This window comes from Leifsonia sp. GW821-FHT13C05, from assembly GCF_058806515.1.
This window is the reverse complement of record NZ_JBXAPT010000006.1, coordinates 65,624-79,700: the sequence shown is the minus strand read 5'-3', so window position 1 is coordinate 79,700 and position 14,077 is coordinate 65,624. Positions and strand designations below refer to the sequence as shown.

Here is a 14,077-nt window from a genome sequence, read left to right as displayed (position 1 = left end):
CCATGACGAACAGCACCGCATGGACCGGCATGGTGCCGGTCGACGACACGGCTCTCGCGGTCACCGACACCGGTGGCCAGGGAACGCCGATCGTGTACCTCAACGGCCAGTTCGCCACGCAGGGATACTGGCGGCGCGTGATCGCCGACCTCGGCCCGTCGTGGCGGCACATCACCTACGACGAGCGCGCCCGCGGCAGGAAGTCCGGCACGTCGACGGACTACTCGTTCGAGGCGGCCGTGCGCGACGTCGACGCCGTGCTCGCGGCACGCGGCGTCGACCGCGCGCTCCTGGTGGGCTGGTCGTACGGCGCGTACGTCGCAGCGCACTGGGCCAACCGCAATCCCACCAGGACCATCGGCGCGGTGCTGGTCGACGGCGCACAGCCGTACGACTGGCTCGACGACGCGATGGAGGAGCGCATCCGGACCCTGTTCCGCCGGATGGGCTGGTTCACCCCGCTCCTCCGCCCGACCGGACTCACACCCAGGATGAGCGCGGCCCAGCAGGCGGAGAGCAACATCGAACTCGGCAGGCTCGGCAGCACCGGCGAACTCGGCCCGGTGCTCGACGGGATCGTGGTGCCCACCCGGCACGTGGTCGCCTCTGGCACCTCCCTCGGCAGCCGCGGCGACGAGCAGGAGGTGATCCGCGCCGGCCTCGCCGAGGTGGTGGCCAGAAACCCCAACATCGCGATCAGCGCCAAGGTGCGGAGCAACCACGGGGCGATCCTGCGGAAGGACCACGCGGCGGTCGCGGCCGCCGTCCGCGAGGTCGCGGCGCTCGGGCGGGTGACTCCCGAGGTCGAGCGCTGACCTCAGGGCGTGAGCACCACCTTGATGCAGCCGTCCTCCTTGTCGCGGAACAGGTCGTACATCCTCGGCGCCTCCTCCAGGCCGACGCGGTGGGTGACGAGGTCTTCCGTGCCGAGCGGGTCTGCGGGGTCTTCGACCAGGGGGAGGATGTCGTCGCGCCAGGTGTGCACGTTGCACTGGCCCATCCGGATGGCGACCTGCTTGTCGAACAGGTTCATGAACGGCACAGGGTCTGCGACACCCGCGTAGACGCCGCTGAGGGAGACCGTGCCCCCGCGGCGCACCGCGTCGAAGGCGAGCATCATCGCGGAGAGCCGGTCGACGCCGACGGTCGTCATCAGCTTCTTGGCCACCGGGTCTGGCAGCAGGCCGACGGCGGACTGGGCGACACCGGCCACCGTGTTGCCGTGCGCCTCCATCCCGACCGCGTCGACGACGGCGTCCGGCCCGCGGCCGTCCGTCGCCTCGCGGAGCCAGGCCGCCGCGTCGTCGCTGAGGTCGAAGGTGTCGATGCCGTGGCGTTCGGCCATCGCCCTGCGCTCCGGCACAGGGTCGACGGCGACCACCTGGTAGCCGAGGTGCTTGCCGATGCGGCTGGCGAACTGGCCGACGGGGCCGAGCCCGATCACGCCGAGCGTCCCGCCCTCCGGAACGTTCGCGTACTGCACCCCCTGCCAGGCCGTCGGCAGGATGTCGCTGAGGAAGAGGTAGCGGTCGTCCGGCAGTTCGCTGCCGACGCGGAGGGCGTTGAAGTCGGCCATCGGCACGCGCAGGCGCTCCGCCTGGCCGCCGGGGACGGACCCGTACAGCTCGGTGTAGCCGTAGAGGGACGCCCCGGTGCCGTGTTCGCGGTTCTGGGTGGTCTCGCACTGCGTCGTCAGCCCGAGCCTGCACATGTAGCAGTCGCCGCACGCGATCACGAACGGGATGACGACCCGGTCGCCCACGCTGAGTGACCGGACGGCGGGACCGACCTCCTCCACGATGCCCATCGGCTCGTGACCGAGCACATCCCCCTTGGAGAGGAACGGGCCGAGCACGTCGTACAGGTGCAGGTCGGAGCCGCAGATGGCCGTCGAGGTGATGCGGATGACAACGTCGGTGGGCTGCTCGATCCGCGGGTCGGGCACGTCGACCACGTCGACGCGCTTGTTCGCTTGCCAGGTGAGTGCTTTCATACCTGCGTTCTACGCGCGGGAACGGCCGGGCACCACCGGTTGCGGGCTCGGCCGTTCCGTGCGCGACGGGATGCGGCGACTCAGGATGCGGCGCTCACGCTGCGAGCAGCTCCAGCGTGTCCACCACCCGGTTCGAGAAGCCCCACTCGTTGTCGTACCAGGCGACCACCTTCACGTGCTTGCCGCTCACCCTGGTGAGCGCGGAGTCGAAGATCGAGGAGGCGGGCTGGCCCGTGATGTCGGAGGAGACCAGCGGCTCGTCCGCGTACTCGAGCACGCCGTTCAGCGGTCCGGCCGCCGCGTCGCGGTAGGCGGCGAGCACCTCGTCGAGCGTCACCTCGCGCGAGACGGTGGTGTTCAGTTCCACGATCGAGCCGACGGGGACGGGCACGCGGATGGAGTCCCCGGAGAGCTTGCCGTCGAGGTTCGGAAGCACCAGGCCGATCGCCTTCGCCGCGCCCGTGGTGGTCGGCACGATGTTGACGCCGGCCGCGCGCGCCCTGCGGAGGTCGCGGTGCGGCCCGTCCTGCAGGTTCTGCTCCTGGGTGTACGCGTGGACCGTGGTCATGAAGCCGTGCTCGATGCCGGCCAGGTCGTCCAGGACGGAGGCGAGCGGCGCGAGGGCGTTGGTCGTGCAGGAGGCGTTGGAGACGATGACGTGCTTCTCCGGGTCGTACGCGTCGGTGTTGACGCCGTAGGCGAGGGTCACGTCCGCGCCGTCGGAGGGTGCACTGACAAGGACGCGCTTGGCACCGGCGCGCAGGTGGGCGCGCGCGGCGTCCGCAGACGTGAAGCGCCCGGTCGATTCGAGCACGAGCTCCACGCCCAGCTCCGCCCAGGGCAGATCGGCGGGCTCGCGCTCGGCCAGCACCCGGATGCGGCGGCCGTCGACCACGAGATCGGTCCCGTCCACCTCGACGGTGCGGCCCAGACGGCCGAGGGTGCTGTCGTACTTCAGCAGGTGGGCGAGCGTCTCCGGAGCGGTCAGATCGTTGACGGCGACGACCTCCAGGTCGCTGCCGCGCTCCAGCAGTGCGCGGAGAGTGTTGCGTCCGATGCGGCCGAAGCCGTTGATGGCGATGCGGGTCATGGGGAGGGGTTCCTTTCGTTCCGCCTTCCATGCTCGATCGCCGAGACGGGATGCGACAGTGGCTCGAAAGACAGCGTGCGCAAGGATCTCGCCTAGGCGGAGAACGTGTGCCGGTACTCCGTCGGCGACGTGCCCAGGATGCGCTGGAAGTGCAGCCGCAGGTTCGCTCCGCTGCCGAGGCCGACGCTGTCGGCGATCTGCTCGACGCCGAGGTCGCTGCGTTCGAGCAGCTCGCGGGCCAGGTCGACGCGCGCCCGGAGCACCCACTGCATCGGGGTGTACCCGGTGTCCTCCACGAAGCGGCGGGAGAACGTGCGCGGGGACACGCGGGCGTTGCGGGCGAGCGCATCCAGTGTCAGCGGCTCGGCCAGGTGCTCCAGCGCCCACGCCCTGGTCGTCGCGAACAGGTCGCCGAGCGGCTCGGGAACACTGCGCGGCACGTACTGCGCCTGCCCGCCGCTGCGATACGGGGCGGCGACCAGCCGGCGCGCGACGTGGTTGGACAGGCCGACGCCGTGGTCGCGCCGCACCAGGTGCAGGCTCAAGTCGATCCCGGAGGCGGCGCCCGCCGAGGTGAGCACGCCGCCCTCGTCGACGAACAGCACGTTCTCGTCCACCTGCACGAGCGGGTACCTGGCGGCGAGCGCCCTCGTGTAGTGCCAGTGCGTGGTGGCGCGCTTGCCGTCGAGGAGCCCGGCTGCGGCGAGCGCGAACGCGCCCGTCGAGATCGCGGCGAGGCGCGCCCCGCGCTCGTTGGCGGCCCGGAGCGCCGCCACGACCGCTGCGGACGGCTCCGTGGTCGCCGGCTCCCGGTATCCGGGGACGAACACCGTGTCCGCCTCCGCGAGGGCGTCGAGGCCGTCTGCCACGTGGTACGAGAGGCCGTCCCCGCCGGTCACGAGCCCGGGCGCCGCCCCGCAGACGCGCACCTCGTACGGCATGCTCGGCCGGTGGGAGAACACCTGGGCCGGGATACCGACGTCGAGGGGTTTCGCGCCGTCGAGGACGAGGACGGCGACGCGGTGGTTGCTGGACGGCATGGCGACCTCCTGGCGATGTGGATGCCTATCGCAAGCATCCTGCCACGAGGTCGCCGGATGCGCGTCAGCCGGCCGTCAGGAAGGCGTTCATCGCCGACGCGATCTCCGCCGACTTCGTGTGGTGCAGGTAGTGGTCGGCGTCGAGCGGGATGAGTTCGCTGCGCTCGACGCTGGCCGCCTGCTCCTTGTGCAGGGTCATCCAGCCCTCGACGTCGGTGTTGTTCGACTGCACGAACAGGAGAAGCGGGAGGTCCTTCGGGAAGGCCAGCTTCTGGGCGTCGTGGAAGTTGGAGCCGAAGCGCTCCATCTCGTCGGCGTACGTGTCGGTGAATCCGTTGCGGAGGGAGATGATCTTCGACTGGTACTTCTGCGCGTCAGTGTACGGGAGCCCGGTGTACGGGTCGTCGCCCAGCGCGGTCAGGACCCGGACGAGACCGAGGGTCTTGAGGGTGCGGAGACCCGCGACGTTGAGTTCCTCGTCGATGCCCGGCTGGGTGGGAACGCTGGTGTCGATGCCGACGAAGGCGGTCACCTCGTCGCGATAGGTGTTCACATACTGGAGTCCGTAGATCCCGGCGATGGAATGGCCGCCCAGGACGTACCGGTCGATGTGCAGCGCCTGCAGGGCACTGTGCACCTCCCTGGCGATGTTCGCGTTGGTGCGCGGCCGGTCGGTCTCGTCGCTCAGACCGTATCCGAACGGCTCGACGACGACGGTGCGGTAGTTCGCCTTCAGTTTGTCGACGAGCGGTGCGAAGTCGATGACCGGGGAACCGGTGCCGAAGCCGGGCAGCAGCACGATGGTCTGGGCGCCGGCGCCCTGGATGTCGACGTTCATCTTCTTGCCGTCGACGTCGACCAGCCGGCCGTACTTCGTGATCTCCTTCTCCTCGGACGCGGTGGCGATGGCGTTGATCGTCGCGGTGGTGGCGAGGGCGATCACCACCACGGACACGATGCTGACGATCGTCACGATGGTGACGCGAAGGAACTTCCGTCCCCGCTTCCTCGGCGGGGGATTCTGGGCGGCGGACTCGGTGGTCGGACGGGTGTTGTCGCTCATGCTTCGACGCTACGGGCCGGGCGTCCGCGGCGAATCGGGCGGCGGTGCCAGCGCCGCGGAGGCGGTGTGGGACCGGGGCACCATCTTGACCGCGACGGGCTGCTCATCCGTTGCTTGACAGTTTGATTTCTAACTATTAGGTTTCTAACTATGTCATCCCGATCGGAACAGCTGACCGCCCTCATCCGCACGCTCTCGTTCGCCCAGCGAGCGACGGCGGACGCCTGGGTGCGCACCAGCGGCCTGAGCAGGTCGCAGGCATTCACGCTCGGATACATCGAAGAACATCAGGAAAACGGCGTGATCGCCCGGGAACTCTCCGAGATGTCCGGCACCACCCCGGCCAGTGTCGCCAGCCTCCTGCAGGGACTGGAAGAACGCGGCTACATCACGCGCACGCCGTCCCCGGACGACTCGCGGGTGAAGCTCATCAGCGTCACCCCGGAGGGAGCAGAGGTCGTCGCTGGATTCCAGAACGACCTCGCCGCCGAGCAGGAACGCACCTTCTCCGTTCTCGACACCGAGGAACAGGACCGCCTCATCGCGCTCCTCCGACGCGTCACGGACACGCTCGACTCATAGCGCGCACCCTCCCCCACCCTCACACCCACCGAAAAAAGCCGTTACCCGGAACGGAGGTTCCGTCATGTCCTCGAACCGTACCTACCTCGCCTCTGCGCCCATCTGGCGCTCCCTGGTGCACCTCTGCGTGCCCATGGTCGCCGGTTTCTCCGTCGGTGTCGTCTACAACATCATCAACGCCGGCTTCATCGGCGCACTGCACTCCACTCCCCTGCTCGCCGCCCTCACCTTCTCCCTCCCGGTGTTCGCCCTGGTCATGGCGATCGGCGGCGTCTTCGGCGTCGGCGGCGGCACCTTCGTCTCGCGGCTGCTCGGGATGCAGGACGACCCGGATGCGGACCAAGCGTCCGCCGCCGACGGTGCAGCCGCCAGGATCAAGCAGGTGTCGTCGTTCACCCTGTGGGGTGCGCTGGCGGCCGGCGTCGTCATCGGCGTGCTCGGCGTGATCTTCGCCGTGCCGCTCGCCACGGCGGTCGGCGCCAGCGGGGCATCCCTCGAACCGACGGCCCTCTACATCGGGGCGATGTTCGGCTTCGCGCCAGTGCTGGTCGCCGCGTTCGCGCTCGAACAGCTGGTGCGCGCGGAGGGCGCGGCCGTCGCCTCGATGACCGGGCTCATCGCATCCACTGTCGCCAACCTGGTGCTGGACGTGCTGTTCATCCTCGTGCTCGGCTGGGGCGTGCTCGGCGCCGGCATCGCGCTCGGGCTGTCCAACGTGGTGACCGTCGGCTACTACATCTGGTGGTTGGCGAAGAAGAGCAGCGCGGTCTCGCTGGCCCCTCGCCACTTCCGGGCGGACCCGGAGATGCTGAAGACCGTGTTCGGCGTCGGAGCCTCCGAGCTGCTGATGTCGTCGTTCCTCATCGTGACGACCCTCGTGATGAACTGGATCGCCATCGCATACGGAGACGCATTGCTGGCGGCGATGGGCGTCGCCCTCCGCATCGTGCAGCTGCCGGAGATGATCTGCATGGGCGTGTTCATGGGAGCCATCCCGCTGTTCGCCTACGCGTACGGCGCCCGCAACCACGCCAGGCTGCGCGGCGCGATCGTCGGCAGCGCCGTCGCCATCGCCGGGATCACGCTCGTGTTCTCGTCCATCGTGTTCCTGTTCCGCGACCAGGTGTTCGCCCTGTTCAGCGCGGACCCGTCCGTGATCTCCGACGGCACGCTCATCCTCACCGCCATGCTCATCTCCACCCTGTTCAACGGATTCACCGGTCTGGTGATCGCAGTGTTCCAGGCGACGGAGCAGATCAGGAACGCGACGATCATGGCCGTCTCGCAGGGCATCCTGTTCATCCCGGTGGTGCTGGTCGGCAATGCGGTCTTCGGGCTGAACGGCGTGATCTGGGCGATGACGGCGACCGAACTGCTCACGTTCGCGCTCGGCGCCGCGCTGTTCCTCGGGTCGCGGAAGGCGCTGGCTTCCGTGCCGTCGCAGGATGCGGTGGCCGCGGCGAGCGCTGCGGTGGCGGAGGAGGGCGCGGCGGCGGTGACCGCGTGACCGCGTGACCGCGTGACAGCCTGATCGCGACGGGCCGCCTGGACATCCGGGCGGCCCGTCGCTAGTGTGGACGGACCACATGGTCTGACCACACGAGGGAGAGCGCGATGACCACCGAGCCCCGCGCCTGGGAGGGCGTGCTCGCCTCCATCGAAGCGCGGCTCGTCGACGGCCAGCTGCGCGTCGGCGACCACCTCCCGCCCGAGCGCACCCTCGCGGCCGAGTTGAGCGTGGCCAGGTCGAGCGTGCGCGAGGCGATCCGCGTCCTCGAAGCGATGGGACTGGTCCGCACCCAGACCGGCTCCGGTCCGAGCTCCGGCGCGATCATCGTCGCGCGCCCGGTCGGCGGTATGCAGGCCCTCATGCGGCTGCAGGTCGCCGCGAGCAACTTCCCCGTCGCCGACGTGGTGCGCACCCGCCTCCTGCTGGAGACGGCCGTGGCGGTCGACCTCGCCGAGCGGCCGTCCGGCATCCGGCTCGACGATGCGGAGCAGCTGCTGGATGCGATGGACGACCCGACGCTCACGCCGGAGGAGTTCCTCGCGCTCGACGCGCAGTTCCACCTGGCGCTCGCCGACGCATCCGGGAACTCCGTGGTCGCCGCGATGATGGCCGGGCTGCGCACCTCCATCGAGAGCTACGTCGTCTCCGGGCTCGGCGGCATCCAGGACTGGAAGGCGATGGCCGCCCGGCTGCGCGGCGAGCACCGCGCGATCGTGGAGGCGATCACCTCCGGCGACAGGGCCGGTGCGCAGTCCAGGATCCACGACCACATCAGCGGCTACTACCGCGACGCCTCCCCCGTTCTCCCCGTTCCCGTCCACCACGAACCCCGTTAGGCAGCATCATGGTCACTCGCCAGGTCCTCAAGCCCGCCGAGCTTCTGGAGCTCATGAAGTTCAAGAAGCCGGAACTCGACGCGAAGAAGCGCCGCCTGCAGGGCGCGCTCACCATCGGCGATCTGCGCACGATCGCCAAGCGCCGCACCCCGAAGGCCGCGTTCGACTACACCGAGGGCGCTGCGGAAGGGGAGCTCTCGCTCGCCCGCGCGCGCCAGGCGTTCGAGGACATCGAGTTCCACCCGTCGATCCTCCGCGACGTGTCGACGGTCGACACGTCGTGCACGATCTGGGGCGGCCCGTCGTCGCTGCCGTTCGGCATCGCGCCGACCGGCTTCACCCGGCTGATGCAGACGGAGGGCGAGACGGCCGGGGCGGGCGCTGCTGCCGCCGCCGGGATCCCGTTCACGCTTTCAACGCTGGGGACCACCTCGATCGAGGATGTGAAGGCCGCCAACGCGCACGGCCGCAACTGGTTCCAGCTGTACGTGATGCGCGACCGCGAGATCTCCTACGAACTCGTCCGCCGCGCGGCCGCGAACGACTTCGACACCCTGTTCTTCACCGTCGACACGCCGGTCGCCGGCGCCCGCCTCCGCGACAAGCGCAACGGCTTCTCCATCCCGCCGCAGCTCACGCTGGGCACGATCGTCAACGCGATCCCGCGCCCCTGGTGGTGGTACGACTTCCTCACGACGCCGAAACTCGAATTCGCGTCGCTCTCCGCGACGGGCGGCACGGTCGGCGACCTCCTCAACGCGGCGATGGACCCCTCCATCAGCTTCGACGACCTCGCGATCATCCGCGACCTGTTCCCGGGCAAAATCGTCATCAAGGGCGTCCAGAACGTCGAAGACTCCCGCCGCCTGGTCGACCTCGGCGTCGACGGCATCGTCCTCTCCAACCACGGAGGCCGCCAGCTCGACCGAGCGCCCATCCCGTTCCACCTGCTCCCCCAGGTGGTGCGCGAGGTCGGAGCAGACACCGAGATCGCGATCGACACCGGCATCATGAACGGCGCAGACATCGTCGCGGCGTACGCGCTCGGCGCGAAGTTCACCCTGATCGGCCGCGCATACCTCTACGGCCTGATGGCCGGAGGCCGCGCCGGCGTCGATCGCACCATCGAGATCCTGCGCGACCAGATCGTGCGCACGATGCAGCTCCTCGAAGTGGCCAGCCTGGACGAACTGAGCCCGAAGCACGTGACCCAGCTGCGACGCCTGGTGCCGGTCGCGGCGCCGGATGCGGGGGTGCGGGCGGAGGGGTAGGGCCTACCGCTTCGAGGCCTGCTCATCCTGGGCGGCCTCGACACCTTCAGAACGCGTGGTTGTCGAGGGTGGTGGTCGCCTGGCGCAGGACGCGGATCGCCGTGGCGATCTCCGCGGGGTCGATGCCGTCGAGGGCGACGGCGCGGACGTCGGCGAACGGGTCGGGCACGGTGTTCCACAGGTCGTGCCCTGCGGCGGTCAGGGTGAGGAGTCTCTGTCGCTGGTCACGGGGGGAAGGGGACTGCTCGACGAGACCTTTGCGGACGAGCGTTGTGACGATTCCACTGAGGCTCGCGCGCTCCAGGTGCAGGGCGCGGCCGAGTTCGCTCTGAGCCATGGTGCCGTTGCCGGCGAGTTCGTAGAGCACCGCCCACTGGGTGGAGCCGATCCCGTGAGTGCGCAGTACCGCGTCTACGGCCGCCCGGTTGGCGTAGTAGTAGCGTTTGGCCCACGAGCCGAGCGTCGGCTCCCCGGTATCCGTCATGGGCCCAGTATTCACCAGGGGATGGGCGTGTTCTCCCAGCGGGTGAATGTGCCGCTCGGCCCGTCAGGACCGAGCAGACACACGCGGACCACCTCGCGCGAGCCGTCTTCGAGTGATTCCGTGCCCGCGAACCCGTTGAGATTGGTCGCCGTGAAGGCCGGCGAGACGAGGTTGATCTTGATGTCGGTGGACTCGAGTTCGACCATCATTGCCAGCGTGATCGCGTTCTGTGCTGCCTTCGATGCGGGATAGACCGGGCCGAACATCGAGTGATACGGGTAGGAGGGATCGGCGTTCGCGGTCAGTGACCCTACTCCGCTCGAGACGTTCACGATGCGTGCATCCTGCGACTTCCGCAGGAGCGGCAGCATGGCCTGATACACGGCGAGCGTGCCGAAGACGTTGGTCTCCCACACCGTCCTGATCTCTGCCAGCGATGCGGTGCTCGCCCTGTTCCTGGTCTCGTAGTCCGCCAGGAAGTCGCCTTCGGTCTGGACGGCCCGGGAGATCCCGGCGTTGTTGACGAGCAGGTCCAGCCGCCCGAACTCGTCCTCGACCCAGCGCGCCGCCGCCGCGATGGAGTCGGTGTCGGTCACGTCGATCTGGACGGGGATCGCGCCGTCGCCGATCTGAGCTGCAGCGGCCTGCCCGCGCGCGAGGTCCCGCGACCCCAGCACGACCGTGACCCCTGCGGCGACCAGTTCTTTCGCAACCTGGAATCCGACGCCCTGATTGGCGCCGGTGATGAGCGCGATGCGTTCGTGTGACATGCCTGCTCCCGTCTGTTCGGTACCGTACTATTTTCATTCGGTACCGAACGTCTGTCAAGCGGTCTTCGCCCGAATGCCTGGTCGGGCGCCGTCCCGGGGCCGCCACCACGGCCCGTGCAGCGAGCCCTACCGCCGCAGCGCCTCCGGCCGCGGCAGGCCCAGCTCTTCGAGCAGGTCGCCGAGTATCCTGTCCAGTTCGAAGCCCGCCTGGGTGATCTTGTTGTTGCCGAGGCTGACCAGCTGCGAGCTGGGCTGGTCGACGGTGAGGATGGTTCCTCCGTCGCGGCCGGCGTGCAGTTCGAGTCTGGTCGGCGTGTAGAGCATCGCGGCCGGGTCGTGCCGGAACACTCTGGATGCCGTGATGTAGTCGCCGATCAGGTACACGGCGCTCGGGATGTCCGCACCGCCCACGCGCATGATCGGCGTCGGGTAGTCGCGCCAGAACGCGACGAACCGGTGGATGCCCGAGCCTTCCGCCTCCTGCGCGAACCGTTTCCACTCCGCCCCGGATGCGACGAGCTGCTCGAACCGGGCGGAGTCGACCAGCGGCACCTCGGCCTCGAACGCGCGGCGCAGCGTCTCGAACGGGACGTGCGCCGTGATCTCGATGCGGTTCACCGTGACGGGCACCACCCGGTCGGAGGCGTGGAAGGTCATGCCTCTATTGTGTGTCCCGTGGCGGACTTAGCCCGCGAGCACCACCCTGCGCACCCGTTGGCGCTGCGTTCCGAGCCCGTCGATCGTCAGCTCCATCGTGTCCTCGTCTGCGAGGTACGGGAAGCGTCCGGAGAGCGCGACGCCCTGCGGCGTTCCCGTGTTGATGATGTCGCCCGGGTCGAGGACCATGAACTGGCTGAGGTGCCAGATCAGGTGCTCGACGCCGAAGATCATGTCGGCCGTCGTCGAGTCCTGCCTGGGCGACCCGTTCACCGAGGAGCGGAGGCGGAGTGCGCGGTGGTCGACCTCGTCCGGGGTGACCAGTTCCGGGCCGAACGGGTTGAACGTCTCGCTCGACTTGCCCTTGGACCACTGGCCACCGGAGACGTCGAGCTGGTATTCGCGCTCCGACACGTCGTTGGAGACGGCGAAGCCGGCGATGTGGTCGAGCGCGTCGGCGGGAGAGGAGAGGTAGCGCGCCCTGCGGCCGATGACGACGGCGAGCTCCACCTCCCAGTCCGCGCGCTGGGCACCCGGCGGCAGCAGCACGTCGTCGTCGGGGCCGACGAGCGTGTTGGGGTGCTTGAAGAAGACGATGGGATGCTCGGGCGGCTCTGCCCCGGACTCTGCGGCGTGCGCCGCGTAGTTCTGGCCGATGCAGACGATCGCGGCGGGGCGGCCGACGGGCGCGCCGACGCGGAGATCCTGCCAGCCGGTCGCGACAGGGAGCTCCCCGTCCTGCAGCGCGGCGCGGGCGCGGGCGACGCCGTCCGCGGCGAAGAACGCAGGGTCGACGTCGTCGGTCACGCGGCTCAGGTCGTACACGGTGCCGTCCGTGTCACGCAGGTGGGGGCGTTCGGCGCCGTGGTCTCCGAGTCGCAGGAAGCGCATCCGGTTGTCTCCTCGTTCGAGCGGGTCTGGCGGGCGTTCAGCGCACCGGCTGCGCGGCCGCCGCGTTCACGACGGCGGGCACAGGACGGCCTGCCCAGTGGTCGATGATGTTGTTCGCTGCGTGCACCGGCAGGTCGGCGAGCGCCTGAGGAGAGTACCAGGCGGCGTGCGGGGTGAGCAGCACGTTGTCGAGCATCCTGAGCCTGCTGCTGGACGGGAGCGGTTCTGTCGCGAAGACGTCGATGGCCGCCCCGGCGAGCCTGCCGGCTTCGAGCGCGTCGGCCAGGGCCTCCTCGTCGATGAGCGGGCCGCGGCAGGTGTTGACGATGACGCTTCCCTGCTTCATCGACGAGAGCGCCGTCTGGCCGATCAGGTGGTGCGTCGCGGCGGTGAGCGGGGCGTGCAGCGTGAGCACGTCGGCCTGGGCGACGGCGTCGGCGAGGGTGACGGGCTCCAGTCCGTCCGCCAGGATGCGCGCGGCAGGGACGACCGGGTCCGCCACGATCACCCGGAACCCGAGCGCCCGGCAGCGGAGGGCGACGAGGGAGCCGATGCGGCCGTAGCCGACCACGGCGACGGTGGTCGCCGACGGGCGCATGGCCATCGGGGATGCGGCGACGGCCGACCATTCGCCGCTGCGCACGGCGCGGTCGTAGCCGACCAGGCCGCGGCCGAGCGTGAGGATCATCGCGATGGTGTGCGTCGCGACCTCGTCGATGCAGTACGCCGGGGTGTTGGCGACGAGCACGCCGCGCTCGCTCGCCGCTGCGACGTCGATCATGTCGTAGCCGATGCCCAGCCTGCTGATGAAGCGCACGGAGGGGAGGCGGTCGAGCAGGTCGGCGGTGATCGGCGCCCACTGCACGATCAGGGCGGATGCGTCCTCCGCCGCGTCGACGATGTCGTCGGCGGAGGCGGAGGCGGCCCGGCGCGCTGTCAGGCCCGCGGCGCGCAGCGTGTCGTCCGCAGCGCTGCCCGGCAGGTCGTAGTCGGTGATCACGACAAGGTCGGAAGTCATGCCAAAACGCTATAGCATCTAGCGTTTTCTCGCCACATTCCCGCGCTCTTCGCGGCAGATCCGGACGAAATGCTATAGCGTTCTGGGTATGAATCCTCGCCGTTCACTCGTCACAGGGGCCAGCTCCGGAATCGGCGCGGCGACCGCCGTGCGACTCGCCACCGACGGCAACGCCGTCTGGCTCACGTACACCTCGGGAGAGGCGGCAGCGCTCCGCGTCGCCGAGCTCTGCACCGCGGCGGGCGCGCCGGAGGTGCGCGTCAGCAGGCTCGACCTCCGCTCCCCCGCATCCATCGACGCGCTCGTGATGGAGATCACCGAGGCGTGGGGAGACCTGCACGTCCTCGTCAACAACGGCGGCGTCTGCCCGTACCGCCACTTCGACGACATCGACATCGACGAGTGGGATGCGGTGATGGAGACCAACGGCCGAGGCACCTTCCTGCTCACCAGAGCGACCCTCCCCCTGCTGCGCGCGGCGGAGGGCGACCGCTCGGTCATCAACCTCTCCTCCATCGCCGGCCAGGTCGGCGCGCTGCAGACCGGGATGCACTACGCGGCGAGCAAGGGCGCCATCCTGGCGATCACGCGCAGCTTCGCCAGGCACCTCTCCGCCGAGGGCATCCGCGTCAACGCCGTGACCCCCGGACCCGTGACGAGCGCGATCACCGACCAGCTCTCGGACGACGGGCACGACGCGCTCGAGTCCTCCATCCCGCTCGGCCGCTTCGGCGCGCCGGACGACGTGGCCTGGATCATCGGCACCCTCGCTTCACCGAAGGCGGGCTTCGTGACCGGCGCGACCTACGACGTCAACGGCGGCGTCCGCATCGACTGACCGACAGCCGACGACCGCGCGACCCGCACACAGA

At 69.5% G+C, this 14,077-nt stretch carries 15 protein-coding genes; 6 read left to right on the top strand and 9 right to left on the bottom strand.

Going from position 1 to position 14,077, the window contains the following annotated elements:
* Window positions 1–2: 2 nt before the first annotated feature.
* Window positions 3–815 carry an alpha/beta fold hydrolase gene (locus AC1ROC_RS15885; RefSeq protein ID WP_493001321.1) on the top strand — a complete coding sequence of 271 codons (813 nt, stop codon included), beginning with the start codon at window positions 3–5 and terminating at the stop codon, window positions 813–815.
* A 2-nt stretch (window positions 816–817) separates the two neighbouring features.
* Here the strand turns inward: AC1ROC_RS15885 and AC1ROC_RS15880 are convergent, their stop codons facing one another.
* From AC1ROC_RS15880 to AC1ROC_RS15865, 4 genes are all read right to left on the bottom strand, one after another.
* Window positions 818–1,993 carry an alcohol dehydrogenase catalytic domain-containing protein gene (locus AC1ROC_RS15880; protein WP_493001319.1) on the bottom strand — a complete coding sequence of 392 codons (1,176 nt, stop codon included), beginning with the start codon at window positions 1,991–1,993 and terminating at the stop codon, window positions 818–820.
* Window positions 1,994–2,087: 94 nt separating this feature from the next.
* Window positions 2,088–3,083 carry a type I glyceraldehyde-3-phosphate dehydrogenase gene (gap, locus tag AC1ROC_RS15875; RefSeq protein ID WP_493001317.1) on the bottom strand — a complete coding sequence of 332 codons (996 nt, stop codon included), beginning with the start codon at window positions 3,081–3,083 and terminating at the stop codon, window positions 2,088–2,090.
* A gap of 92 nt (window positions 3,084–3,175) precedes the next feature.
* Entirely contained in the window at window positions 3,176–4,123 is a 948-nt protein-coding gene (locus AC1ROC_RS15870; RefSeq protein WP_493001315.1) for a GlxA family transcriptional regulator, read from the bottom strand.
* A 64-nt stretch (window positions 4,124–4,187) separates the two neighbouring features.
* The gene (locus AC1ROC_RS15865) at window positions 4,188–5,186 is read right to left on the bottom strand and encodes an alpha/beta fold hydrolase (protein WP_493001313.1); all 999 of its coding nucleotides are present in this window, start codon (window positions 5,184–5,186) and stop codon (window positions 4,188–4,190) included.
* Window positions 5,187–5,336: 150 nt separating this feature from the next.
* On the opposite strand from AC1ROC_RS15865, the gene AC1ROC_RS15860 reads away from it, so the two are divergent.
* The 4 genes from AC1ROC_RS15860 (at window position 5,337) to AC1ROC_RS15845 (ending at window position 9,385) form a co-directional block, all read left to right on the top strand.
* On the top strand, window positions 5,337–5,768 hold the full coding sequence (locus AC1ROC_RS15860) for a MarR family winged helix-turn-helix transcriptional regulator (protein WP_168688643.1): 432 nt from the start codon (window positions 5,337–5,339) through the stop codon (window positions 5,766–5,768).
* Window positions 5,769–5,832: 64 nt separating this feature from the next.
* Window positions 5,833–7,275, top strand: coding sequence for an MATE family efflux transporter (locus AC1ROC_RS15855; protein ID WP_493001311.1), 1,443 nt, complete (start codon window positions 5,833–5,835; stop codon window positions 7,273–7,275).
* Between the two features lie 107 nt (window positions 7,276–7,382).
* Window positions 7,383–8,114 carry a FadR/GntR family transcriptional regulator gene (locus AC1ROC_RS15850; protein WP_493001309.1) on the top strand — a complete coding sequence of 244 codons (732 nt, stop codon included), beginning with the start codon at window positions 7,383–7,385 and terminating at the stop codon, window positions 8,112–8,114.
* 8 nt (window positions 8,115–8,122) lie between these two features.
* Entirely contained in the window at window positions 8,123–9,385 is a 1,263-nt protein-coding gene (locus AC1ROC_RS15845; RefSeq protein ID WP_493001307.1) for an alpha-hydroxy acid oxidase, read from the top strand.
* Between the two features lie 46 nt (window positions 9,386–9,431).
* Here the strand turns inward: AC1ROC_RS15845 and AC1ROC_RS15840 are convergent, their stop codons facing one another.
* The 5 genes from AC1ROC_RS15840 to AC1ROC_RS15820 all read right to left on the bottom strand — a co-directional run bounded on the left by AC1ROC_RS15840 (window position 9,432) and on the right by AC1ROC_RS15820 (window position 13,205).
* Window positions 9,432–9,869: a MarR family winged helix-turn-helix transcriptional regulator gene (locus AC1ROC_RS15840; RefSeq protein WP_085368652.1), complete on the bottom strand. Its 438-nt coding sequence runs from the start codon at window positions 9,867–9,869 to the stop codon at window positions 9,432–9,434.
* Between the two features lie 11 nt (window positions 9,870–9,880).
* Window positions 9,881–10,639: an SDR family NAD(P)-dependent oxidoreductase gene (locus AC1ROC_RS15835; RefSeq protein WP_493001305.1), complete on the bottom strand. Its 759-nt coding sequence runs from the start codon at window positions 10,637–10,639 to the stop codon at window positions 9,881–9,883.
* 126 nt (window positions 10,640–10,765) lie between these two features.
* On the bottom strand, window positions 10,766–11,296 hold the full coding sequence (locus AC1ROC_RS15830) for a hypothetical protein (RefSeq protein WP_493001303.1): 531 nt from the start codon (window positions 11,294–11,296) through the stop codon (window positions 10,766–10,768).
* A gap of 27 nt (window positions 11,297–11,323) precedes the next feature.
* Window positions 11,324–12,187, bottom strand: a complete 864-nt coding sequence (locus AC1ROC_RS15825; protein ID WP_493001301.1) for a fumarylacetoacetate hydrolase family protein — start codon at window positions 12,185–12,187, stop codon at window positions 11,324–11,326.
* Window positions 12,188–12,224: 37 nt separating this feature from the next.
* Window positions 12,225–13,205, bottom strand: a complete 981-nt coding sequence (locus AC1ROC_RS15820; protein ID WP_493001299.1) for a C-terminal binding protein — start codon at window positions 13,203–13,205, stop codon at window positions 12,225–12,227.
* 88 nt (window positions 13,206–13,293) lie between these two features.
* Between AC1ROC_RS15820 and AC1ROC_RS15815 the strand changes: the two genes are divergently transcribed.
* Window positions 13,294–14,043, top strand: a complete 750-nt coding sequence (locus AC1ROC_RS15815; RefSeq protein WP_493001297.1) for an SDR family NAD(P)-dependent oxidoreductase — start codon at window positions 13,294–13,296, stop codon at window positions 14,041–14,043.
* Window positions 14,044–14,077 lie beyond the last annotated feature (34 nt).